Annotated in this window: 23 protein-coding genes; 6 read left to right on the plus strand and 17 right to left on the minus strand. The window is 51.7% G+C overall.

Annotation, left to right across the window (positions count from 1 at the left end; translation table 11 throughout):
- Positions 1-197: 197 nt before the first annotated feature.
- Positions 198-1568: a carbohydrate porin gene (locus OLG56_RS05120; protein WP_000645133.1), complete on the plus strand. Its 1371-nt coding sequence runs from the start codon at positions 198-200 to the stop codon at positions 1566-1568.
- A gap of 48 nt (positions 1569-1616) precedes the next feature.
- On the opposite strand, the gene emrB is transcribed toward OLG56_RS05120, so the two are convergent.
- The 12 genes from emrB to OLG56_RS05180 form a co-directional block, all read right to left on the minus strand.
- Positions 1617-3155 carry a multidrug efflux MFS transporter permease subunit EmrB gene (gene emrB, locus OLG56_RS05125; RefSeq protein WP_001187298.1) on the minus strand — a complete coding sequence of 513 codons (1539 nt, stop codon included), beginning with the start codon at positions 3153-3155 and terminating at the stop codon, positions 1617-1619.
- A 16-nt stretch (positions 3156-3171) separates the two neighbouring features.
- The gene (gene emrA / locus OLG56_RS05130; RefSeq protein WP_001275603.1) at positions 3172-4344 is read right to left on the minus strand and encodes a multidrug efflux MFS transporter periplasmic adaptor subunit EmrA; all 1173 of its coding nucleotides are present in this window, start codon (positions 4342-4344) and stop codon (positions 3172-3174) included.
- 126 nt (positions 4345-4470) lie between these two features.
- Positions 4471-5001: a transcriptional repressor MprA gene (gene mprA / locus OLG56_RS05135; RefSeq protein ID WP_000378431.1), complete on the minus strand. Its 531-nt coding sequence runs from the start codon at positions 4999-5001 to the stop codon at positions 4471-4473.
- 496 nt (positions 5002-5497) lie between these two features.
- Complete coding sequence (locus OLG56_RS05140) at positions 5498-6682, minus strand: MFS transporter (RefSeq protein WP_000165775.1); 1185 nt, start codon at positions 6680-6682, stop codon at positions 5498-5500.
- A 164-nt stretch (positions 6683-6846) separates the two neighbouring features.
- Positions 6847-7842 (minus strand): glycine betaine/L-proline ABC transporter substrate-binding protein ProX, encoded by a 996-nt coding sequence (gene proX, locus OLG56_RS05145; protein WP_001216613.1) that lies wholly within the window; start codon positions 7840-7842, stop codon positions 6847-6849.
- Between the two features lie 69 nt (positions 7843-7911).
- Positions 7912-8976 (minus strand): glycine betaine/L-proline ABC transporter permease ProW, encoded by a 1065-nt coding sequence (gene proW, locus OLG56_RS05150; RefSeq protein ID WP_000775021.1) that lies wholly within the window; start codon positions 8974-8976, stop codon positions 7912-7914.
- Positions 8969-10171, minus strand: a complete 1203-nt coding sequence (proV, locus tag OLG56_RS05155) for a glycine betaine/L-proline ABC transporter ATP-binding protein ProV (protein WP_000985529.1) — start codon at positions 10169-10171, stop codon at positions 8969-8971. Before proV ends, proW begins: the two co-directional genes overlap by 8 nt.
- Before the next feature lie 354 nt (positions 10172-10525).
- Positions 10526-11485: a class 1b ribonucleoside-diphosphate reductase subunit beta gene (gene nrdF, locus OLG56_RS05160; protein ID WP_000777903.1), complete on the minus strand. Its 960-nt coding sequence runs from the start codon at positions 11483-11485 to the stop codon at positions 10526-10528.
- 10 nt (positions 11486-11495) lie between these two features.
- Positions 11496-13613, minus strand: a complete 2118-nt coding sequence (nrdE, locus tag OLG56_RS05165; RefSeq protein WP_001543279.1) for a class 1b ribonucleoside-diphosphate reductase subunit alpha — start codon at positions 13611-13613, stop codon at positions 11496-11498.
- Entirely contained in the window at positions 13613-14023 is a 411-nt protein-coding gene (gene nrdI / locus OLG56_RS05170) for a class Ib ribonucleoside-diphosphate reductase assembly flavoprotein NrdI (protein WP_001275402.1), read from the minus strand. Before nrdI ends, nrdE begins: the two co-directional genes overlap by 1 nt.
- Positions 14020-14265, minus strand: a complete 246-nt coding sequence (gene nrdH, locus OLG56_RS05175; protein WP_052942959.1) for a glutaredoxin-like protein NrdH — start codon at positions 14263-14265, stop codon at positions 14020-14022. Before nrdH ends, nrdI begins: the two co-directional genes overlap by 4 nt.
- 271 nt (positions 14266-14536) lie before the next feature.
- Complete coding sequence (locus OLG56_RS05180; protein ID WP_000209816.1) at positions 14537-14968, minus strand: carboxymuconolactone decarboxylase family protein; 432 nt, start codon at positions 14966-14968, stop codon at positions 14537-14539.
- Positions 14969-15056: 88 nt separating this feature from the next.
- Between OLG56_RS05180 and pdxR the strand changes: the two genes are divergently transcribed.
- Positions 15057-16391, plus strand: coding sequence for a MocR-like pyridoxine biosynthesis transcription factor PdxR (gene pdxR / locus OLG56_RS05185; RefSeq protein ID WP_001138466.1), 1335 nt, complete (start codon positions 15057-15059; stop codon positions 16389-16391).
- Positions 16392-16474: 83 nt separating this feature from the next.
- Here pdxR and OLG56_RS05190 read toward each other — a convergent pair whose 3' ends face one another.
- Complete coding sequence (locus OLG56_RS05190; protein ID WP_057393284.1) at positions 16475-16801, minus strand: ElaB/YgaM/YqjD family protein; 327 nt, start codon at positions 16799-16801, stop codon at positions 16475-16477.
- 161 nt (positions 16802-16962) lie between these two features.
- On the opposite strand from OLG56_RS05190, the gene OLG56_RS05195 reads away from it, so the two are divergent.
- The gene (locus OLG56_RS05195) at positions 16963-17313 is read left to right on the plus strand and encodes a DUF2002 family protein (RefSeq protein ID WP_000281304.1); all 351 of its coding nucleotides are present in this window, start codon (positions 16963-16965) and stop codon (positions 17311-17313) included.
- A 34-nt stretch (positions 17314-17347) separates the two neighbouring features.
- Here OLG56_RS05195 and alaE read toward each other — a convergent pair whose 3' ends face one another.
- Positions 17348-17797, minus strand: a complete 450-nt coding sequence (gene alaE, locus OLG56_RS05200) for an L-alanine exporter AlaE (protein ID WP_000492669.1) — start codon at positions 17795-17797, stop codon at positions 17348-17350.
- Between the two features lie 899 nt (positions 17798-18696).
- On the opposite strand from alaE, the gene stpA reads away from it, so the two are divergent.
- Positions 18697-19098 (plus strand): DNA-binding protein StpA, encoded by a 402-nt coding sequence (stpA, locus tag OLG56_RS05205; protein WP_001051100.1) that lies wholly within the window; start codon positions 18697-18699, stop codon positions 19096-19098.
- Positions 19099-19187: 89 nt separating this feature from the next.
- Here stpA and OLG56_RS05210 read toward each other — a convergent pair whose 3' ends face one another.
- The 3 genes from OLG56_RS05210 to OLG56_RS05220 form a co-directional block, all read right to left on the minus strand.
- Positions 19188-19367 (minus strand): GDFGVC terminal motif YodC-like protein, encoded by a 180-nt coding sequence (locus tag OLG56_RS05210; RefSeq protein WP_000494935.1) that lies wholly within the window; start codon positions 19365-19367, stop codon positions 19188-19190.
- Between the two features lie 78 nt (positions 19368-19445).
- A complete protein-coding gene (locus tag OLG56_RS05215; RefSeq protein ID WP_000022011.1) occupies positions 19446-19973 on the minus strand; it encodes a rhodanese family protein in 528 nt (175 codons plus the stop codon).
- A gap of 9 nt (positions 19974-19982) precedes the next feature.
- Positions 19983-20282, minus strand: coding sequence for an ArsR/SmtB family transcription factor (locus OLG56_RS05220; protein ID WP_000137434.1), 300 nt, complete (start codon positions 20280-20282; stop codon positions 19983-19985).
- A 182-nt stretch (positions 20283-20464) separates the two neighbouring features.
- Here OLG56_RS05220 and OLG56_RS05225 point away from each other — a divergent pair, with 182 nt between their 5' ends.
- Positions 20465-20623, plus strand: coding sequence for a YqaE/Pmp3 family membrane protein (locus tag OLG56_RS05225; RefSeq protein ID WP_000508175.1), 159 nt, complete (start codon positions 20465-20467; stop codon positions 20621-20623).
- A 99-nt stretch (positions 20624-20722) separates the two neighbouring features.
- Positions 20723-21172, plus strand: a complete 450-nt coding sequence (gene lysM, locus OLG56_RS05230) for a peptidoglycan-binding protein LysM (RefSeq protein ID WP_000522406.1) — start codon at positions 20723-20725, stop codon at positions 21170-21172.
- Positions 21173-21180 lie beyond the last annotated feature (8 nt).

Consider the following 21180-nt stretch of genomic DNA (forward strand, 5'->3'; position numbering starts at 1 on the left):
ATCTGGTAAACAGAAAAGGCGGATAACTCACGATGCCAGAGTGTATTGATCACATAAACTAAAAATCATAAATAATTAATAGAAAAACATAATGGAATGCGCCAGATATCCAGGTAATAACAAGACTCTACTAATAGCCGGTCGATGGGGTTTTTAGCAAATCTTATCTGGTATACATCAAACTTAAGGGATAAAAAATGAAGGCTAAATATTTGGCGCTGATGATCGGTGCTTGCTTTTCTCATAACCTTTGGGCAGCGAATAATATCACTATTGAGCAGCGTCTGGCTGAACTGGAGCAACGTGTTGTTAATGCTGAAAAACGGGCATCCGATGCCGAGGCGCAAATTCGCTCGCTGAAACAGCAGCAGGTCGCCGCTACGCCGACGGTGAATGTCCAGTCCGCCGAGCCCATTGCAGCAGATAAAACGCCGCCGAAGCTGACCTTATCCGGATTCAGCGATATTAAGTTCTATGGCGATGTCGAATTTAATATGGATGCGGCAAGCCGTTCCGGTAGCCTGACCTCGATGAGAACGTCAGCGAATAAAGATTGGGCATCAGGAACCAATGAACGCTGGGATATTAACGGACGCCTGTTGCTGGGCTTTGATGGCTACCAGCGGCTGGACAACGGTAATTTTGCCGGATTCTCTGTACAGCCTCTGGCGGACCTGACCGGAAAAATGAACCTTGATGATGCCGTTTTCTTCTTTGGTCGTGAGAATGACTGGAAAATTAAGGTTGGTCGTTTTGAAGCCTACGATATGTTCCCGCTGAATCAGGATACGTTTATTGAATATTCGGGGAATACAGCGAACGATCTTTACAGTGACGGTTACGGCTATATCTATATGATGAAAGAAGGGCGGGGACGTAGTGACAGTGGGGGTAACTTCCTGCTGAGTAAAACCATCGACAACTGGTATTTCGAAGTTAACACATTGCTGGAAAATGGCAGTACGTTATATACCGAGAAGCAGTACCACGGAATGGATTTAAGCAACGATAAAAATGTGGCTTACGTCCGTCCGGTTATCGCCTGGCAAAACGGGCGTTTTTCAACGGCGATAGCGATGGAAAGTAACGTCGTTAACAACGCCTATGGCTATTATGAGAATGGGAAGTGGATCGATCAGTCAGATCGTACGGGCTATGGTTTTACCATGACCTGGAATGGTCAAAAAACTGACCCGGAAGATGGCGCAGTGATTAACCTGAATACCGCCTATATGGATGCGACCGATGAGACAGATTTTACCGCTGGGGTGAATGCGCTGTGGCATCGATTTGAACTGGGTTATATCTATGCGCATAACAAAATCGAAGCCTTCAATGCTACTAATATCGATGCCGTTTGTGAGGACGATTGCTGGATCACCGATCCCGGCAATTATGACATTCACACTATTCATGCCTCATATTTATTCCCCAACGTGATGGATATGAAAAACTTTAACATCTACCTCGGTGCCTATGCTTCATGGGTAGAGGCCAATCCGAATAATGGCGATAACAGTGAAGATGCGCGTTACGGCGGGCGTCTGAGATTCAAATATTTCTTCTGATTGTTGGTCTACTAAAAAAGGGATCCGCAGATCCCTTTTATCAGATAGTTAGTGCGCGCCGCCACCGCCGCCGCCCGCACCGAAGGGCGGTTTGGCGAACCACACCAGGCCGAGCAGCACCAGGAAGATCCCCGCCGACATCCAGAAGATTTCGTTGGCGGAAATAATCAGCCCCTGATTCGTGATTTGCTGGGCTATCCAGCCTGACGCCTGTTGGTGCGTCATCCCTAAGCCTTCCAGTTTATCGTACATAGCCTGAGCGTTTGGATTATACGCTGTAACCGACTCCGTGAGCTGAGCATGGTGTAGCGACTCACGATCGGTCCACATAGTGGTGGTAATCGAGGTGCCAATGGAGCCCGCCAGCGTTCGCGTGAAGTTCGACAGGCTTGATGCCGCCGCCAGCCGTTCTGGGGGTAACCCGGAGAGCGTAATGGTGGTCAGCGGCATAAAGAAGCAGGCGACGGCAAATCCCTGAATAAACTGCGGCCATGCGGAAGCGCCGAAATCCATACCCGGTTCGAACGTCCAGGCGCGCCAGTAAAAACAGACGGCGTACATAATGAAGCTGAATGTGACCAGCCTGCGCATATCCAGTTTATGCGCGAAGCGTCCGATAATCGGCGATAAAATTACCGGAATAATGCCGACTGGCGCAGACGCCAGACCTGCCCACGTTGCGGTATAGCCGTACACCTCTTGCAAAAGCTGCGGCAGTAGAACAATGGCGCCGAAATAGAGCATATAGGCAAGGCTGATGCACAAGCAGCCAATAGTGAAGTTACGCGATTTAAAAAGAGAAAGATCGACGATAGGGTGATCGTCGGTCAGTTCCCAGACGATCAGGAAACTGATGGCGATGACGGCGACCACGGTCAGGATGATAATTTCCTGCGAGGAGAACCAGTCCAGCTCTTTACCGCGATCGAGCATAATTTGCAGGCTGCCGATGCCAATCACCAGTAACGCCAGCCCGACGGCGTCAATACGTCGCCGTTCGGTATGCGTTTCACGTCCGCGCAGCGTGTGTAACGTCATCAGGACGACGGCGATGCCAATCGGAACGTTGATGAAGAAAATCCATCCCCAGTGGTAATTATCACTGATGTAGCCCCCCAGAATCGGGCCGCAAATCGGCGCGACAATGACGGTCATTGACCAGAGCGCCAGCGCAATGGAGCGCTTTGCAGGCGGATAGTTATTCAGCAACAGGCTTTGCGAGAGCGGAATCAGCGGCCCGGCGACCACGCCCTGCACCACGCGGAAGAAGATCAGCATATTCAGGCTGCTGGATACGCCACAGGCCCAGGAGGCCGCGGCAAAGGCGACCGTCGACCACATGAACAGTTTGACTTCGCCAAAACGTTTCGCCAGCCAGCCGGTTAAGGGAATCGAGATAGCGTTCGCCACCCCGAAAGAGGTGATAACCCATGTCCCCTGGCTTAGGGAAGAACCCAGGTTCCCGGCGATGGTCGGAATCGCCACGTTGGCAATGGTGGAGTCCAGCACCTGCATGAATGTCGCCAGCGACAGCGCGATCGTCATGATGACGAGCTGCGCGCCCTCCAGCGGTTTTTGCTGTTGCATCACACGCACCTCAGGATTAACCCGCGTTAGCCTGTACGATGTCGTCGATCAGTTTATTGACCGGCGCGAGATTAATTTCGCGTGCGTTACTTTCGGCAACCGGCGTCGTTCGTACCTGGCTGGCCAGTACCTGACCGTCGCGATTAGCGGTATCCACGGTGACCAGCGTCGATAAACCAATACGCAGCGGATGTTGTTCTAACTGGCGGGCGTCCAGTTCGACGCGTACCGGCAGACGTTGAACCACTTTAATCCAGTTACCCGTCGCATTTTGCGCGGGCAGCAGGGAGAAGGCGCTGCCTGTTCCCATATCCAGACCGACGACTTTACCGGTGTATTTTACGTCGTCGCCATAAATATCAGTAATCACCGTCACTGGCTGCCCAATGCGCATATTCGCTAATTGGGTCTCTTTAAAGTTAGCGTCCACCCACAGATCGGTTGCAGGCACGACGGCCATCAGCGGCGTGGTGGGGCTGATCTGCGCGCCAGGCTGGACGGCGCGGCGGGAAACATAACCGGTCATTGGACTGACGATGCGAGTACGCTCCAGCGCCAGCCAGGCGTTACGCACTTCGGTCGCCGCTTGTTGAACCGCAGGCTGATCTTCCAGATTACTGTTGAGTATCATTGCCTGGTTGGCATTGTACTGTTGAATGGCGACATCCAGCTGTGCCTGCGCGCTGGCGACGGCATCGCGGGCGTGTTGCAGTTCTTCACGGCCAATAAGATTGGCATTACCCAGCGGCACACGACGGTTAAGGTCGCTTTGCGCTTGCGCCAGGGCGGTTTTTTGCACGTCGATATTCGCCTGCAACTGCTTGCTGTTAATCATCAACTGGTGCGTCTGGCGCACGCTGGAGGCCAGCGCCGTTTTGGCTTTTTCAAACGCTTGTTTGGCGTCAGTCTGATCGAGCGTGACCAGAACATCGCCCTCTTTTACAAAGTCGGTGTTATCAGCCCAGACTTTCGTCACGCTGCCTGACACCTGCGCCATGATTTGAACCTGGTTCCCTGCCACGTAAGCATCATCTGTCTCTTCAATATGACGCAATACTAAAAACCAATAAATTCCATATGCCACGGCAATAATAACAAAGAGCAAGGTAAGAAGTAGCAGCGCTGTTTTGCGTTTGCCTTTCTTCTTAGCCGGTTGCTGCGGGGTTTGGATCTCCGCATTTGCGCTCATGTTGTTCTCCACGATCTTATTATTCACATCGGCTGAGCCGACCTGTTGTCAGAAAGGCCAGCAGTAACGCGTGCCGGCCTGTCCGCTTTCCTGTTATTAATCTGGATTTTTGAGCGGGTCGGCGCTTTAGCGCAGCGCCTCAAGAACAGTGCCTTCCTGCTCCATTTGATCAAGACGCGTCAGGAGTTTACGAGTGATGTGCTCAAGTTGATCTTTTTCGGCAGTGCTAAGTGATGACCAGAGTTGATGCAGACAATGATGCTGAGGTGGAAGCACTTCTTGCAAAAATGCCTGGCCTTTCTCCGTTAATTGCAGATGCAGGCAACGGCGGTCGTTATCGCTCTCACGACGCTCAATCCAGCCGCGTTTTTCCAGCTCATCTGCAATGCGTGTCGCATTGGTGCGAGATGAACCCAGCGCGCAGCTTAATTCAGACGGCTGAATACTGTGGTTTTCCTGAGACTCCAGCGTAATCAACGCCATAAACAACGTCTCGTTAATCCCTTGAGCCTTCAGCATTTTATTGCGGTTTTCCAGGAGCTTGCCTTGCATGTGCATACAAAGACGAGTCAAAAGAATTTCCTGGTAAGGAAAGTCTTCGTGACGGCTGGCGCGAAATTTTAGCATTTGTTCAATGGGCGTAAACGAACTATCCATTTGGGCATGACCTCATTAATTTCAGCCGATATAGTAACGACAGTGACAAATAAAGTAAATGTATTATTAATACAAAATCATTCTTTCAGGCTATAAAGCAACCAATGATACGCAGACTGAGACGCCAGCGGGAACATTGGGCCCGGTAAAGCGCCGCCTGCGGCAAATCCAGGAATGACGAGAAAAGCGTGAGTGCCTGCATGAAAAAATCAGGAGAGAACGATAAGCGGGAGGGGCGAAAGCCGGGTAAACGGCCTTACAACCCGATGCAAAAGCCACCGGAATATCACGGATAGCTATCGGTGAACGACCTTCGAATCCTTGAACGGGCGCTATTGGCCTGGGAGCAGATGGGGATGCAGGGCTTTCCATAGAATTATATTATTCTTCACCGGTATAAAAATAACCATGATAAATGAATAGCATAACCTTAACAGACTGGGGAGCTCCTTAACACCCTAAGGAGCTTAAACAAAGGTAAACGCTCACTATCCGCTTAATTTACGGCTTCCTGTCGGTGAAAACCTCGCCACCAGACCAGTAAATTAAGTAAGGCTACCGTGACACCCGCCAGACAAACGCCGGCCCAGCCGGCATGTTGCCAGGCGGAGGCGGAAATCAGCGACCCTGCAGCGCCACCGATAAAGTAGCTGGTCATATAGCCGGCGGTGAGCCGGTTACGCGCATCCGGATGCAAACGATAGATGACCGTCTGATTGGTGATATGTACCCCCTGAACGGTGAGGTCCAGTACCAGAATGCCAATAATCAGCGCCAGTACCGAGGTGTGCCCAAGCCAGATAGCCAGCCAGGAGAGTAACAGCAGCAGTAAGCCGAACGTGGTGGTGAGGTGAGATTTACCTTTATCGGCAAATCCGCCCGCCGGACGCGCGCCTAAAGCGCCGGCGGCCCCCGCCAGGCCAAACAGGCCAATCATCCCCTCGGAGTAGCTAAACGGCGGCGCGGCGAGCAAAAAGGCCATTGATGTCCAGAGGATGCTGAAATTAGCAAAGGTCAGACAGCCCAGCAGCGCGCGGGTACGCAGCAGCTTATCGTGAATAAACAGGCTGAATACAGAACCCAACAGTTGCGGGTAATTAAGATGGGTGTCGGATTTGAGCTTTGGCAGTCCGCGCCACAACGCGACGGCCATCAGCGCCATCAGTGCCGACGCTACCCAAAATACGGTGCGCCAACCGCCGAGGTTTGCCAGCAGTCCGGCGACCGTTCGCGCCAGCAGGATCCCCAGCAACAGGCCGCTCATAATGGTGCCGACCACTTTACCGCGGGTGGCGGGCGTCGCAAGCGTGGCGGCCAGCGGAACCAGAATCTGCGCCACCACGGAGAACAGTCCGGTTAAGGTCGTTCCGAGTATCATCATGCTAAGCGACTGACTGCTGGCGGTGATCAGCATTCCGCCAGCCGCCAGCAACGTCATGGAGACAATCAGCGTTCGGCGTTCAAACATGTCGCCGAGCGGCACCAGAAACAACAGGCCAGCGGCATAGCCCAACTGCGCGGCGGTAACGATAAACCCTGCGGAGCTGGCGGAAAGCGAAAAGTGATGCGCGATGGTATCAAGCAGCGGTTGGGCATAGTAGTTGCTGGCGACCGCCAGACCTGTGGCCACAGACATTAAAACGATCAGCGCCGGGCTAAGCCCATGAGTGGGTTTCGTCATGATGGTAATCGTGATTCAGATAATTATTTCCTGGGAAAACAATCATAGCGGATGTTGATGAATAAAGGGGAACGGTGACGTGATGAATCGTGCGCTTTGAGGAGAGATTGCGTTGGCCGGATAGCGGCGCATGAACTGCGCCTTATCCGGCATAAAAAACGATCTTATTTCTGCGCGGCCAGCGCTTCTTTCACCCAGCCGTCAAACTGCTGCTGGTGGGCGTTGATCCAGCCGTCCACATGGCCCTGAACATCGGCTTCAGACGATTTACCGGCATGCATCATGGCGTTCTGCGCGTTGATATCCGCCAGCGGCAGCTTCATGATGGCGAACAGTTTCGCCGCCGCCGGGTTTTTCTCCGCCCATGCCTTATTGGCGACAATATGCATGGTATTAACCGGGAACCCATAGTTCGCGCCGTTCGGCAGTTTAGTATCAATATTTTTCTGTTCGCCCGGCAGGGAGGAGAACGGCACCTGTAGCCAGACGACATCTTTACCCGGCTTCATTACGTCGCTCACCCAGTACGGGGTCCAGGTGTAATACAGCACCGGCTTGCCTTCTTTAAAACGGGTAATGGTATCAGCCATCATCGCCGCATAGTTACCGTGGCTGACCTCAACGGTTTTTTGCAGATCAAACGCTTTATTCTGGTGATTGATCACGGCTTCGCAGCCCCAGCCCGGCGAGCAGCCCATCATGTCCGCTTTGCCGTCGCCATTGGTATCGAAGATTTTGGCGATTTTCGGATCTTTTAGCTGAGCGATATTGGTGATGTTGTACTGCTCGGCGGTTTTTTTATCGATCAGATAGCCCTGCGCAGCGCCGGAGACGAAGACACCCTCGCGGTAAAACTTTTTGTCTCCGCCTGCTGCGGCATACATATCATCATGCAGCGGCTGCCAGTTCACGGCGGTAAACGTCGCATCGCCAGAGGCGATGGAGGTATAGCCTACGTTGTAATCGACTTCACTCGGCTTATTTACGGTATAACCCAACTTTTCCAGCGCCCGGCTGACCAGTAACGTCTGGAAGGACTCTTCAGAAATCGTGCTTTGGATTGGTTGGACGGTAATGCCTTTGCCAGGCAGGTCGGCAGCGAAAGCGCTGGCGGTGACAAGGGTGGCAAACGCTGAGGCAAATATCACAGTATGTCGCATCGTTGTTCCTTTAATTATGGTAGGGAGTTGTAAGCCCGGTAAGCGCAATGTCACCGGGCGTCAGGAGAGTTACTTAACGAAAGGGCGGGTGATTAGCCCAACAGGACCGGTGGTATACCAGCGACGGTTACCGCGGCTACGCGAGTCGCGCCCGACGGCCTGCGTCAGACGGTCCAGAATGATGGCGAGAATCACAATGCCGACGCCGCCCACGGTTGCCAGCCCCATATCAAGACGACCAATGCCGCGTAATACCATCTGGCCAAGCCCGCCGACCGCAATCATCGAGGCGATGACGACCATCGAGAGAGCCAGCATCAGCGTCTGATTAACGCCTGCCATAATGGTGGGCATCGCCAGCGGTAACTGCACTTTGAACAACATTTGGCGCGGGCTGGCGCCGAACGAGCGCGACGCTTCAATTAAGTCGGCAGGCACCTGGTTAATGCCCAGGATCGTCAGGCGTATAATCGGCGGTAGAGCAAAAATAATCGTCACCACCACGCCCGGCACGTTACCGATGCCGAATAACATGACAATCGGCACCAGATAGACAAACGCGGGCGTGGTCTGCATCGCATCCAGCAGCGGACGAACTATTTTGGCTGCGCGCGGGCTGCGCGCCAGCCAGATTCCCATCGGTAATCCGATCACGACGCAGAACAACAGGGCGGTCAACACCAGCGCCAGGGTAATCATCGCCTGCGACCAGGCACCGATCGCGCCGATCGCGATCAGCGATATCAGCGTTGCGATCCCCATGCCCACGCCGGAAACCTGCCAGGCAATCAGCGCAAAGAGAATAATCGCCACAGGGGCGGGCATTCCCAGCAGCAGTTGCTGAAAGCCGTTAAGAATGTAATCCACCGGCACACGAATCCCCTGAAAAAGGGGACGGAAATGGGTGACGACCCAGTCGATTCCCTCTGTGACCCAGCTATCCAGCGGGATCAGCGTCTTATGGAACGGGTCCAGAAGAGAAAAGTGTTCAGGGGCTGGCGCGGGCGCGCTGTTCAACCAGTCGGTACTGCCGCCGTCCGTGGCTACGCCTGCCGGTGTTCCCCAGGCATCAGCCGTTTGCGTCGTAGTATCGGCCACCTGTGCGGTATCCCACGGATTCGTTTGATCAGCCATTGTTACCCCCCTCGCGATCTAAAGCCTGTAGCAACATACGTTTTGAAATAATGCCAACATACTGGTGTTCTTCATCGACAACCGGCACCGCGCAGGGCGCCTGGCCGACGTGAGAGAGCAACTCGCTGAGTGGGGTTTGCGCATCAACGACTAAAGGGTCGTCGATAAGCGCCGCTTCAATCCCTTGCGCCTGGCTTAATGCCGCTTTTAATGAGTCGATGGACACGACGCCCACGAATTTATTGCCACGCTCAATGACGTAACCATATTCACGGTCTTCATCCTGTAATAATTTCAGTGCCGAACGGGGACCAAAACCTGGCGTTTTACGAATTAATCCGACCGGACTGCGACGGGCAATATCTTTGGCGCTAAAGACCTGACTAATATCCACGCCACGGAAGAACGTGCGGACATAATCATTTGCCGGATTATTCAGGATCTCATCCGGCGTACCAACCTGTACGACCTCGCCATTTTGCATAATGGCAATCCTGTCGCCAATACGCATAGCCTCATCAAGATCGTGGGAAATAAAGACAATGGTGCGCTGATGTTTCGCCTGTAATTTCACCAGCTCATCCTGCATTTCGGTACGAATTAATGGATCGAGGGCGGAAAATGCTTCATCCATTAATAAGATATCAGGGTTGATTGCCAGCGCGCGGGCAAGCCCAACACGCTGACGCATCCCACCGGAAAGTTCATCCGGGTAGGCGTGAGCGTAATTCTCAAGCCCTACCTGACGCAAGGCGTCCAGCGCTTTTTCGCGACGCTCTTGCGCCGCGATGCCCGCTAATTCCATACCGAATGCCGTATTATCCAGCACGGTCATATGCGGCATGAGCGCAAATGACTGGAAGACCATCGCAATCTTTTTCCTGCGCACCTCGCGAAGCTCAGCGTCTGATATTTTGGCAATATCAACACCGTCAATCAGTACCTGCCCGCGGGTGGGTTCAATCAGGCGATTGAGAAGGCGTACCATTGTGGATTTACCCGAGCCGGATAATCCCATGATGACAAATATCTCGCCTTCTTCAATGGCCAGACTGGCGTCTTTAACGCCAAGCGATAGCCCCGTTTTTTCCAGTATTTGCTCTTTCGATAGTCCCTTTTCAATATATTTGAAGGCACGCTGCGGATGCTCTCCAAATATTTTATACAGATTCTTCACTTCTAATTTAATTGCCATGCAATAGAATGATTCCTGTTATTTACTTATGTCGATATGTTACCTGATAGAAATAGTTACCTTTTTCTACCCTAACATACTCAGAATCTGAGACAACCCTGAATTTGCTTCTGGCATGAATATTGCGAGGTTCTATCGGCTGTGATTTCCCATGATATAAGGGCTGAACGCGAATGGAGAGGGAGAGATATTTTTTGGGACAACCAGCAAAAATCCACCTGAATTGGGGGAATCCAGGTGAATAATCTCACTCGTATTGAGTGTAGGACATGTTGTAATATTTGCGCGATTTAACCCGCTATTGCTTGAAATAAAGGCATGGGGAATGTAACGTTATTTCCCATGCCCGTAAGGTTAAAAATTCCAGTCTTCGTCTTCGGTTTCGACTGTTTTCCCCATCACATAAGATGAACCTGAGCCGGAAAAGAAATCATGGTTTTCGTCGGCATTCGGCGAGAGCGCGGCAAGGATTGCGGGATTCACGTCTGCCATCTCCGGCGGAAATAATGCCTCATAACCCAGGTTCATTAAGGCTTTATTGGCGTTGTAGCACAAGAAGGCTTTGACGTCGTTAACCCAGCCGGTTTCCGCATATAACGCTTCTGTGTAGCGGATTTCGTTGTCGTACAGTTCCATCAACAAATCCAGCGCGAAAAGCTTTAACTCTTCACGCTCGATTGCCGATAGTTTTTGTAGCGCTATCTGATACTTATAGCCAATATAATAACCGTGAACCGCTTCATCGCGAATGATTAAACGAATCAGGTCGGCAGTGTTCGTGAGCTTACCGCGGCTGGAGAAATACATCGGCAGCCAGAAGCCGGAATAGAACAGAAAAGACTCTAAAAAGACGCTGGCAATCTTTTTCTTTAGCGGTTCATCGCTGACGTAATGAGCCAAAATAATCTGCGCCTTACGCTGAAGCGGCGGGTTTTCTTCGCTCCAGGCGTAGGCGGCATCAACCTCTTTTGTCTGGCACAGCGTGGAAAAAATAGAACTGTAAGAGCGGGCGTGTACCGCTTCCATAAAGCTGATGTTCGACAGTACTGCCTCTTCATGCGGCGTGATGGCATCTGCCATTAACGACGGCGCGCCTGCGATGTTCTGGATAGTGTCAAGCAGCGTAAGACCCGTAAACACGCGAATGGTGAGCTGCTGTTCGGCGGCGCTCAGCGTCTGCCAGGCCGGAATATCATTCGATAACGGCACTTTTTCCGGCAGCCAGAAGTTACTGGTCAGCCGGTTCCACACCTCCAGATCTTTGTCGTCCTGGATCTTGTTCCAGTTGATGGCGCTAATACGAGATAATTTCATATGGCTTTCCTTATAGCGCGCAGGATACGCAGCCTTCAATTTCAGTACCTTCCAGCGCCAACTGGCGAAGCCGGATGTAATACAGTGACTTAATACCTTTTCGCCAGGCATAGATCTGCGCTTTGTTGATATCGCGGGTCGTGGCGGTATCGGGGAAAAACAGGGTGAGCGACAGTCCTTGATCGACGTGGCGCGTGGCCTCGGCATAGGTATCAATAATTTTTTCCGGACCGATATCGTAGGCATCCTGATACATGTCCAGATTTTCATTGGTCATAAACGGCGCGGGGTAATACACACGCCCGGTTTTGCCCTCTTTGCGAATCTCAATTTTGGCCACAATCGGATGAATGCTGGAAGTCGCATGATTAATGTAAGAAATCGAACCGGTCGGCGGCACCGCCTGCAAATTTTGGTTATAGATGCCATAGCGCATCACATCGTCGCGCAGCTTTAGCCACATTTCTCGTGTGGGCAGCGTAATGCCGCTGCGGGCAAATAGCGCCCTGACTTTCGCCGTTTTCGGTTGCCAGTCGTCCTGTAAATACTGCGTAAAATAGTCGCCGCTGGCATAGCGCGACTGCGCAAATCCGGCGAAGGTTTTGCCGCGTTCGCGGGCCAGCCGCATTGAAGTATGCACGGCATGCCAGGTAATGGTGTAAAAATAGAAATTGGTGAAATCCAACGCCTCCGGCGAACCGTAGGCAATGCCTTCTCTCGCCAGATAGCCATGCAGATTCATCTGGCCCAGACCGATGGCATGAGAGGCGGCATTACCGGCGGCTATTGAGGGCACGCTGCGTATATGGCTCATGTCCGACACCGCCGTCAGGCCGCGAATAGCGGTTTCTACGGTACGACCAATGTCCGGTGAATCCATGACGTGAGCGATATTCAGCGAGCCGAGATTGCAGGAGATGTCATGCCCGATGTGGGTATAGTCAAGGTTATCGTCGTAACGGGAGGCGCTATTGACCTGTAAAATTTCCGAGCACAGATTGCTCATATTAATGCGACCAGCAATGGGATTCGCGCGGTTTACCGTATCTTCAAACATGATGTAGGGATACCCGGATTCGAACTGAATCTCCGCCAGTGTTTGAAAAAAGTCACGGGCGTTAATATAGGTTTTACGCACGTGTGGATCGGCAATTAATTCATCGTACCGTTCGCTAATGGCGATATCGCCAAACGGTTTGCCGTAGCGTCGTTGTACGTCATAGGGCGAAAAGAGCGCCATTTGCGCGTTTTCTTTCGCCAGCCGGAAGGTGATATCCGGGATCACCACGCCGAGAGAGAGCGTTTTGATCCGGATTTTTTCGTCAGCATTTTCCCGTTTGGTATCCAGAAAACGCAGAATATCCGGGTGGTGCGCATGGAGATAAACCGCGCCGGCCCCCTGGCGCGCGCCAAGCTGGTTGGCATACGAAAATGCGTCTTCCAGCATTTTCATCACCGGGATCACGCCGGAAGACTGATTCTCAATGCGTTTGATCGGCGCGCCCGCCTCGCGCAGATTGGAGAGTAAAAACGCGACGCCGCCGCCGCGTTTGGAGAGTTGCAGCGCCGAATTCACCGCTCGCCCGATCGACTCCATATTGTCTTCGATACGGAGCAGGAAGCAGGAGACCAGTTCCCCACGCTGCTGTTTACCGCAATTTAAAAAAGTCGGGGTAGCGGGCTGAAAGCGACCAGAAAGCATTTCATCGGTCAGTTGGGTGGCCAGCGTTTCGTCACCCTGCGCCAGCGTCAACGCCACCATAGTCACCCGATCTTCAAAGTGTTCCAGATAACGTTTGCCGTCGAAGGTTTTCAGCGTGTAACTGGTATAGAACTTCCAGGCGCCAAGAAACGTCTGGAAGCGAAAGCCGCTGGCATGGGCGTGCTCGAACAGGCGGAGGACGAAGGCGCGGTCGTAACGCGCGAGGACAGCGTCATCGTAATACCCTTCCCGAACCAGCGTCTCCAGACGTTCATGCTGGCTGGCAAACGTCACGGAATGCGGGCGGACGTGGGCGGCAAAGAAGGCGTCGATCGCCTGCTGGTCCTTGTCGAACTGAATATGGCCTGCTTTATCATAAAGATTCAGCATCGCGTTCAGGGCGTGGTAATCCATGGTTTCCTGCATTACGCGCTCCGGGATAGTTGTTGCCAAAATTCATTTACTCCTTTTCGGACGTTATCGATGTCGCGTTGTGTGCCCATGAGCTCAAAGCGGTACAGCCAGGGAACGCCGCATTTTTGTGCTATCACATCGCCAGCGCATCCCCAGGCATCGCCGAAATTGCGATTACCGGAGGCGATAACGCCGCGAATGCGCGCCCGGTTGTGTTCATCATTTAAAAAGCGGATCACCTGTCGCGGCACCGCACCGGCCATCCCGCCGCCGCCGTATGACGGCACAACCAGAATGTACGGTTCGTCTACCTGAATTCGCTCCCGTTCATTGAGCGGAATACGCGTGGCAGGCAGCCCCAGACGCTGCATAAAACGGTGCGTATTTTCAGAGCTGCTGGAGAAGTAGACGAGCGCGCTCATGCGTTTGCCGCGTGGGGTGTCGGGTGCAGACGGTTAATCATGTCCGGGCGGAAGCCAGACCAGCTCAAATCGCCCGCCATCACCACCGGTAATTGACGAAATCCTTGCGCCCGGAGCGTATCCGCTGCATCCGGCACCAGATCGACGTTCACCATCTTAAATTCAAATCCACGGCTTTCCATCGCCCGCTTTGTGGCGTGGCACTGAACACAGTTATTGCGAGTGTAAATAGTAATGCTCATGATTCGTATTTCCATTTAAAATGAGAAAACGGCGCGATGAAACGCGTCGGATTGTCGTGTGTTGATACAGGAAATACTAGATGTAGTTGAATTAATATTCAACCATACAAGATATGGGAATTTTCGATTGATTTTAACGTCGCTGATGAACGCAGCGGGGTAGGGGCGGCATGGCTAATTTTTGCCGGATGGCGGCGTGAACGCCCGATCCGGCCTGCAGGTTCACGCATAACAGAGTTGGCTGACATCAGCGCCATCCGGCAACAATGCGTCACATTCGCATACCGATCGCCAGACGGTTAAAGCAGTTCATTAAACCAATAGCGAAGGTCAGATCACTGATTTGACGCGCGCTGAAATGATCGAGCAGCGGCAGGTAAACATTATCTTCGGCGTGGGTTTCAGCAATATGCGTCACCGATTCCGCCCAGGCTAACGCCGCGCACTCTTGCTCGCTGAAATGGTGGCTTACCCGCCATCCTGCCAGCGCATCTAATTTAGCTTGATTTACGCCAGCCTTACGCAACGCTTTACTGTGCATCTCCAGGCAAAATGCACAACCATTTATTTGCGAAACACGCAGGTAAATCAGCTCCATCAGCGTGGGGTCAAGCGTGCTCTTTTCCAGCGCGTTTTTCGCCTGCACCAGAGCGCTGTAAACCTCCGGGCTCAGTTCATAATAGGGTTGGCGTAACGTCGTCATCATGTGTCTCCTCGTGTTGATGACGAGCACTGTAGCACTATAATGGTCTGTAAAAGAGAGCCATATTTTTACAGAAAAAGCAGACCATATGCCGCGCTATCAGCACATCGCTCGTCAGTTAAAAACGGCCATTGAGCAAGGAGAACTCGCGCCCGGAACGCGTTTGCCTTCCAGCCGGACGTGGGCGCAGGAACTGGGCGTTTCTCGCGCCACGGTGGAAAATGCCTATGGCGAGCTGGTGGCGCAGGGCTGGCTGGAGCGACGTGGCCAGGCAGGCACGTTTGTGAGCAACGCTCTACGGTTTGAGACGGCGCCGCCGATACCCGCTGTTTTTGCCGGAGAAAGTCCGGAACCGAAACCCTTTCAGATGGGGTTACCGGCGCTGGATCTCTTTCCGCGCGAGAAGTGGGCGCGAGTGATGGGGCGTCGGTTGCGCACGCAGACGCGCTTCGATCTGGCATTAGGCGACGTCTGCGGCGAGGCGATTTTGCGCCAGGCGATAGTCGATTACCTGCGGGTTTCGCGTAGCATTGAATGTCTGCCGGAACAGGTATTTATTACCTCCGGATATGCGGATTCTATGCGGCTGATCCTGCGTACATTGTCTGTGCCGGGAGACAGCATGTGGGTGGAAGATCCCGGCTTTCCGTTAATTCGCCCGGTGATAACGCAGGAGGGGATTACGCTGGCGCCGATTCCGGTCGATGCCGATGGGCTGAATGTCGCGGCGGGGATGCGGGATTGCCCGCAGGGGCGCTTTGCATTGGTGACGCCCGCCCACCAAAGTCCGTTGGGGGTAGCGCTGTCGTTAACTCGCCGACGGCAACTTCTGGCATGGGCGGCGAATGTGCAGGCCTGGATTATTGAAGATGACTACGACAGCGAATTTCGTTATCACGGTAAACCGCTTCCGCCGCTCAAGAGTCTGGATGCCCCGCAGCGAGTGATTTACGCCGGAACGTTCAGTAAGTCGCTCTTTCCGGCATTACGTACCGCCTGGCTGGTGGTGCCGATAAAGCAGATTGAGCATTTCCGCCAGCAGGCGTCGCTGATGCCCTGTAGCGTACCGTTGTTATGGCAGCACACGTTGGCTGATTTTATCCGTGATGGTCATTTCTGGCGGCATCTGAAAAAGATGCGCCAACATTATGCTCAGCGACGGTTATGGATTGAAGAGGCGCTGGCAGAACAGGGATTTGTCGTGACATTACAGAAAGGCGGTATTCAATTGGTTATTGAGGTTGAAGGCGATGATAAAGCGCAGGTAGCGAAAGCGAATCAGGCCGGACTGGCGGTACAGGCGCTAAGCCGTTGGCGAGTGGTTTCGTCAGGAAAGGGGGGCATTTTACTGTCGTTTACCAATATTACTTCCGCTGGCATGGCGAAACAGGTCGCATGGCAGCTGCGACAGGCGATACAGTAACCGTTTCGCCGAATGGCGCGACCTGGGCCTGCGGCAATGATGCAGGCCCAATAAAGTATGTCGCCATCCGGCAGCGCACGTCGTTAGCGACGCAGGCTAAGCAGCGCCCCGATAAAAATCCCTACCGCTGCGGCGGTTCCTACGCTACACCAGGGTTTTTCATGCACAAACGTATCCGCGCACCCCATCGCATCACAGGCGGCTTGTTTTACGCGAGTACGACCCTGCATCCGCGCCCGGGTCTCTTTCAACAACGCCTGTGCTTTACGTCGCGCAGCCTCGGCTTCGTCTTTCGCATCGCTTCCCCAGGATTTAAGGACATCTTCCAGACTGTCGGCTAATCGATTGACATCATTCTGAATATCCTGAACACCATCATCGACGTCGTTTCGGTTCGGTTTGTTAAGCATATGATCCTCCATTGATTTCGATGTAGCTTTCAGTGTAGTTCATATTTTTACCTGCTGAGGCTTGTTACGGCGATATCATGCGTTTCTGGACTTTTCTGAAAGCGTTGATAACGCGCTATCGGGTAAGGTAAGCCCGCAGTAAAAGAGAATGAGGATAAAATATGTATTTACGACCTGACGAGGTGGCGCGGGTACTGGAAAAGGCAGGGTTTACCGTCGATGTGGTGACGAATAAGACGTATGGTTATCGACGCGGCGAGAATTATGTTTATGTTAACCGCGAGGCGCGTATGGGGCGTACCGCGCTGATCATTCACCCCAGATTAAAAGACCGTAGCTCATCACTGGCTGACCCGGCTTCGGATATTAAAACCTGCGATCACTACCAAAATTTTCCGCTCTATTTAGGCGGCGAGACCCACGAACATTACGGTATTCCCCACGGCTTTAGCTCCCGAATAGCGTTAGAACGTTATCTGAACGGGCTTTTTGGCGACGAAAAAAGCGACTAAAAGCGCGACTGGCAATGCCAGTCGCGACGTTAACTTATGCCTTAGCCTGATGATAGCTGCTCACTTTAAACAGGCGACGACAATAATCCAGGAAGTAGCCATAAACCGCGCCCATTAACATTGAAACAACAATGTTTGAACTCACGGCGGCCACTATCTGATGCCAGCCGGCGCCGACGGTCAGCAAGATGATAATATAAACGGGTGACTGAAAGGTGACATAAGCCAATACATCCGCCAGGTTTTTGGCCCATCCCGCCGGGCTTGCCTTACGCGCGACGCGCATAATCAGATCGCGGTAAACGCCGTATGGCCATGCAATCAAAATGTTGACAGGTATCGCCACCAGCCTGGAAGAAAGCGACTGCTCAAAGCTCATTCCGGAGAGGAATATCTCGATCAACATGTTCACAACAGAACAGTAAACAACCATCGCAAACGTGTCTGCTACGGCATGACGCAAGCGTGACTGTGGAGAGAACATGTTAATGCTCCTTGTAGCGTATCGATCAGAATGAGGTGATGGTTGGTAGTGAAATCATAAAGCACTTTTGTCTTTGCATAGAGTATATCCCTATATAATAACTATCAACTAGTGTAATATTTTTATTTATAGGCTTTTTGTCGATAAAATACTCTACGATTGTGTGTTTTTTGCTCGCGGCGAGATTTTCGTTGTTGTTAGTCATTAATTACTTTTAAATCAATGTATTATAATGCATTGTTTTTCTGGCGATTTTCAGCCACATTCCAAATGTTGTCAGATGCGATCTATTCTCGGCTAACGGCACGCGCTCTACTTTTCTCAGCATAATTATAGCTATTGCAGGGTGATTTTTAGCATAAAGCTCTGATGATAATTTTTGAATGGTTAATCTCTTATTATGATGAAATATTCACTTCTGTATAAGGTCAGCCACCGTGAGGGTCACCGTGGCTACTGAGATACGCAATACGCTATATATTCTATGGATTTCGAATTGCTTAAAGGCGGCAAGAGAGTGAGTCACCAGGAGCATAGATAACGATGTGACTGTGGGGAGCGGCAAATCTGCCGGGAGCAGATTTGAACGTCGCGTGCGACGGCCCGTCAGGGCGAGGCCCATGGATGGGCCGGGTAATCCGTAGCCAACACATAAGCAACTTGAAGTATGAAGGGTATAAACAGCTGAACGGGAAACCTACAGATATACCGTAGGCAGAATAACCTGAAACACACAGGGGGTAATGAATATAACCTTCTGGTTAACAGATTAATATAATTAATCGAGTTATACTGAGTATATCTGTATGAACTTTAGGATCTGGAAATATAATCAATAATCGCATACAATACCGCCTGTAATAGTTTTTTGTTTTCTGCGTTAAAAGGTTTTTATTGATATGAATTTGATGTTACAGAACTTAAATAATATCCGCACGCTGCGTGCTATGGCTCGCGAATTCTCCATTGACGTTCTTGAAGAAATGCTCGAAAAATTCAGGGTTGTCACTAAAGAAAGACGCGAAGAAGAAGAATTGCAGCAACGCCAGCTTGCCGAGAAGCAGGAGAAAATTAATGCCTTTCTGGAGCTGATGAAAGCAGACGGTATTAACCCGGAAGAGTTATTTGCCATGGATTCAGCAATGCCGCGTTCTGCTAAAAAGCGCCAGCCGCGTCCGGCAAAATATCGTTTTACTGATTTCAATGGCGAAGAAAAAACCTGGACCGGACAAGGTCGTACGCCTAAACCGATTGCCCAGGCGCTGGCGGCGGGGAAATCTCTGGATGATTTCTTAATCTAATCACGGATAACCTTTAACGGATGGCGCTTCGTTTCCTGTCTCTATTAACCGGGACTCAGGGAACGTTGCGCCATGCTCATTCTGATAAATCAGCACACGCCAAAATCGCCCTCTTCGCAATAGGGGGTGACATCTTCCGCTTTGAGGATCAATTTTTCGCCCTGCTCATTGCTGGCCTGTACCGCGACAATATGATCCTCGTTGACTTCAATCACTTTCAGTTTCGGCCCCCCCATTCGGGGCTGTACAAAATCGCCTGGTGTGAACATCACGCCCTCCTGTTGAACAATGCTATAAACCCGCCTTCAGTCTACTACACACTTACCGACGCGTGGTGAAGGTACCGCTTAATGAGTACGGGTATTCCAGGGCATTTTTTCCAGTAGTCGCGCCATTCCGCAGAAGCCGGTCATGCCTGCCAGCATTAACCCGGCCCCGACAAAACCGCTAATGAGGAAAAAGCCGCCGTGGACCGTATAGCCCAGAATCACCCCAAGCAACGTCAACCCGCCGGCGGCGATTTGCACCTGACGCATCAGCGGCAACGGTTGCGATTTGTCTTCTGTGACGGGCAATCCTGCCGCTTTCCATCCGTCGATACCGCCTTCCAGTAGACTGACCTGAGCAGGGGCGGCAATGGCCTGTAGTTTTGCTGCATTGCTGCTGGTTCGTTTACCTGACTGACAGTGAAAAATAATCTGTTCCGCTCGCAGGTTGGCGGGCAAATCGCCCTGTTCAAGCCGGGAGAGCGGCGCCAGTTGCGCATGTGGAATATGCTCGCGCAGATATTCATCGGCGTCGCGCACATCAATCAGTTTCGCGCCTTGCGCTATCAGCGCTTGCGCCTCACGGGGGGAAACTATCCCAATGGACATCGTGCCTCCTTATGGACAATAGAGATTCTTTAACGTGGCGATAATCGTATTAACCGCCTTATTTTTAATGAAATAGTGAATGCGCTGGGCATCGCGTTGACTATCAATCAGCCCTTCTTCCCGCATCCGCGCCAGATGTTGCGATGTCGCGGAGGGGCTTAGCCCGGTAATGCGCGCCAGTTCGCCTGCGCTGGTTTTTGGCGAACCGCAAAGCATACATAAAATCAGTAATCTTTTTGGGTGGCTCATCGCTTTGAGCAGGGCCGCCGCCTGTTCTGCGCTGGCCTGAAGTTGTTCAAGCTCTGTCATAGTTATTTAAGCATTTTCTAAATTTAGTTAATTCTAAAATAAACGTCAACCTGATGCCAGCGTAAAAAGCGTAAAGGAGGGTAAAAGCGCGGCGCGCGACTGGCAGGCTCAGGTAAACTGACTATGCTTAGAGATAAAATCTCTTTTTAAACAATGACTAATTTTGCTTGTATGGAGTGTATATGGGTTTCTGGAGAATTGTATTTACGATTATTTTGCCTCCGCTCGGCGTACTTTTAGGAAAAGGGTTCGGTTGGGCATTTATCCTTAATATCCTGCTGACATTACTCGGATATATTCCGGGGCTTATCCACGCATTTTGGGTTCAGATGCGTCATTAATTACCGGCCACCGGCGGCGCATAAGCGCCGCTTATCAGGATAACCTCATTCCCTCTGCTACACTTTTCTTTGTGTGTATTTTTGACAAGCGAGGTGAATATGGGACTTTTCAATTTTGTAAAAGATGCAGGTGAAAAACTCTGGGACGCGGTAACCGCTAATCATGATAAGGACGATCAGGCGAAAAAAGTCCAGGAACATTTAAATAAAACGGGAATACCCGACGCTGACAAAGTGAATGTGCAAATTGCGGATGGAAAAGCGACAGTGACGGGTGATGGGCTGAGTCAGGAGGCAAAAGAAAAAATTCTGGTTGCCGTGGGGAATATCGCCGGGATTAGCAGCGTTGACGATCAGGTTAAAACCACGACGCCAGCGGCTGAAAGTCAGTTTTATACCGTAAAATCAGGCGACACCCTGAGCGCTATTTCAAAGCAAGTGTATGGTAACGCCAATCTGTATAATAAAATCTTCGAGGCAAATAAACCGATGCTGAAAAGCCCGGAAAAAATATATCCGGGACAAGTGTTGCGTATTCCTGAAGAATAATGGCTATC

Origin of the sequence: Salmonella sp. 2018103 (genome assembly GCF_026247685.1) — a bacterium.
GTDB classification, from domain to species: Bacteria; Pseudomonadota; Gammaproteobacteria; order Enterobacterales; family Enterobacteriaceae; genus Salmonella; species Salmonella enterica.

What these genes read in the sequence shown, in the direction of transcription:
- emrB (WP_001187298.1), bottom strand. Translation starts at nt 3,155, where the DNA reads ATGCAACAGCAAAAACCGCTGGAGGGCGCGCAGCTCGTCATCATGACG.
- lysM (WP_000522406.1), top strand. Translation starts at nt 20,723, where the DNA reads ATGGGACTTTTCAATTTTGTAAAAGATGCAGGTGAAAAACTCTGGGAC.
- proW (WP_000775021.1), bottom strand. Translation starts at nt 8,976, where the DNA reads ATGGCTGATCAAACGAATCCGTGGGATACCGCACAGGTGGCCGATACT.
- OLG56_RS05180 (WP_000209816.1), bottom strand. Translation starts at nt 14,968, where the DNA reads ATGACGACGTTACGCCAACCCTATTATGAACTGAGCCCGGAGGTTTAC.
- nrdF (WP_000777903.1), bottom strand. Translation starts at nt 11,485, where the DNA reads ATGAAATTATCTCGTATTAGCGCCATCAACTGGAACAAGATCCAGGAC.
- OLG56_RS05220 (WP_000137434.1), bottom strand. Translation starts at nt 20,282, where the DNA reads ATGACAGAGCTTGAACAACTTCAGGCCAGCGCAGAACAGGCGGCGGCC.
- proX (WP_001216613.1), bottom strand. Translation starts at nt 7,842, where the DNA reads ATGCGACATACTGTGATATTTGCCTCAGCGTTTGCCACCCTTGTCACC.
- nrdI (WP_001275402.1), bottom strand. Translation starts at nt 14,023, where the DNA reads ATGAGCGCGCTCGTCTACTTCTCCAGCAGCTCTGAAAATACGCACCGT.
- OLG56_RS05120 (WP_000645133.1), top strand. Translation starts at nt 198, where the DNA reads ATGAAGGCTAAATATTTGGCGCTGATGATCGGTGCTTGCTTTTCTCAT.
- pdxR (WP_001138466.1), top strand. Translation starts at nt 15,057, where the DNA reads ATGCCGCGCTATCAGCACATCGCTCGTCAGTTAAAAACGGCCATTGAG.
- nrdH (WP_052942959.1), bottom strand. Translation starts at nt 14,265, where the DNA reads ATGAGCATTACTATTTACACTCGCAATAACTGTGTTCAGTGCCACGCC.
- OLG56_RS05190 (WP_057393284.1), bottom strand. Translation starts at nt 16,801, where the DNA reads ATGCTTAACAAACCGAACCGAAACGACGTCGATGATGGTGTTCAGGAT.
- stpA (WP_001051100.1), top strand. Translation starts at nt 18,697, where the DNA reads ATGAATTTGATGTTACAGAACTTAAATAATATCCGCACGCTGCGTGCT.
- nrdE (WP_001543279.1), bottom strand. Translation starts at nt 13,613, where the DNA reads ATGCAGGAAACCATGGATTACCACGCCCTGAACGCGATGCTGAATCTT.
- OLG56_RS05215 (WP_000022011.1), bottom strand. Translation starts at nt 19,973, where the DNA reads ATGTCCATTGGGATAGTTTCCCCCCGTGAGGCGCAAGCGCTGATAGCG.
- OLG56_RS05195 (WP_000281304.1), top strand. Translation starts at nt 16,963, where the DNA reads ATGTATTTACGACCTGACGAGGTGGCGCGGGTACTGGAAAAGGCAGGG.
- mprA (WP_000378431.1), bottom strand. Translation starts at nt 5,001, where the DNA reads ATGGATAGTTCGTTTACGCCCATTGAACAAATGCTAAAATTTCGCGCC.
- proV (WP_000985529.1), bottom strand. Translation starts at nt 10,171, where the DNA reads ATGGCAATTAAATTAGAAGTGAAGAATCTGTATAAAATATTTGGAGAG.
- emrA (WP_001275603.1), bottom strand. Translation starts at nt 4,344, where the DNA reads ATGAGCGCAAATGCGGAGATCCAAACCCCGCAGCAACCGGCTAAGAAG.
- alaE (WP_000492669.1), bottom strand. Translation starts at nt 17,797, where the DNA reads ATGTTCTCTCCACAGTCACGCTTGCGTCATGCCGTAGCAGACACGTTT.
- OLG56_RS05210 (WP_000494935.1), bottom strand. Translation starts at nt 19,367, where the DNA reads ATGTTCACACCAGGCGATTTTGTACAGCCCCGAATGGGGGGGCCGAAA.
- OLG56_RS05140 (WP_000165775.1), bottom strand. Translation starts at nt 6,682, where the DNA reads ATGACGAAACCCACTCATGGGCTTAGCCCGGCGCTGATCGTTTTAATG.
- OLG56_RS05225 (WP_000508175.1), top strand. Translation starts at nt 20,465, where the DNA reads ATGGGTTTCTGGAGAATTGTATTTACGATTATTTTGCCTCCGCTCGGC.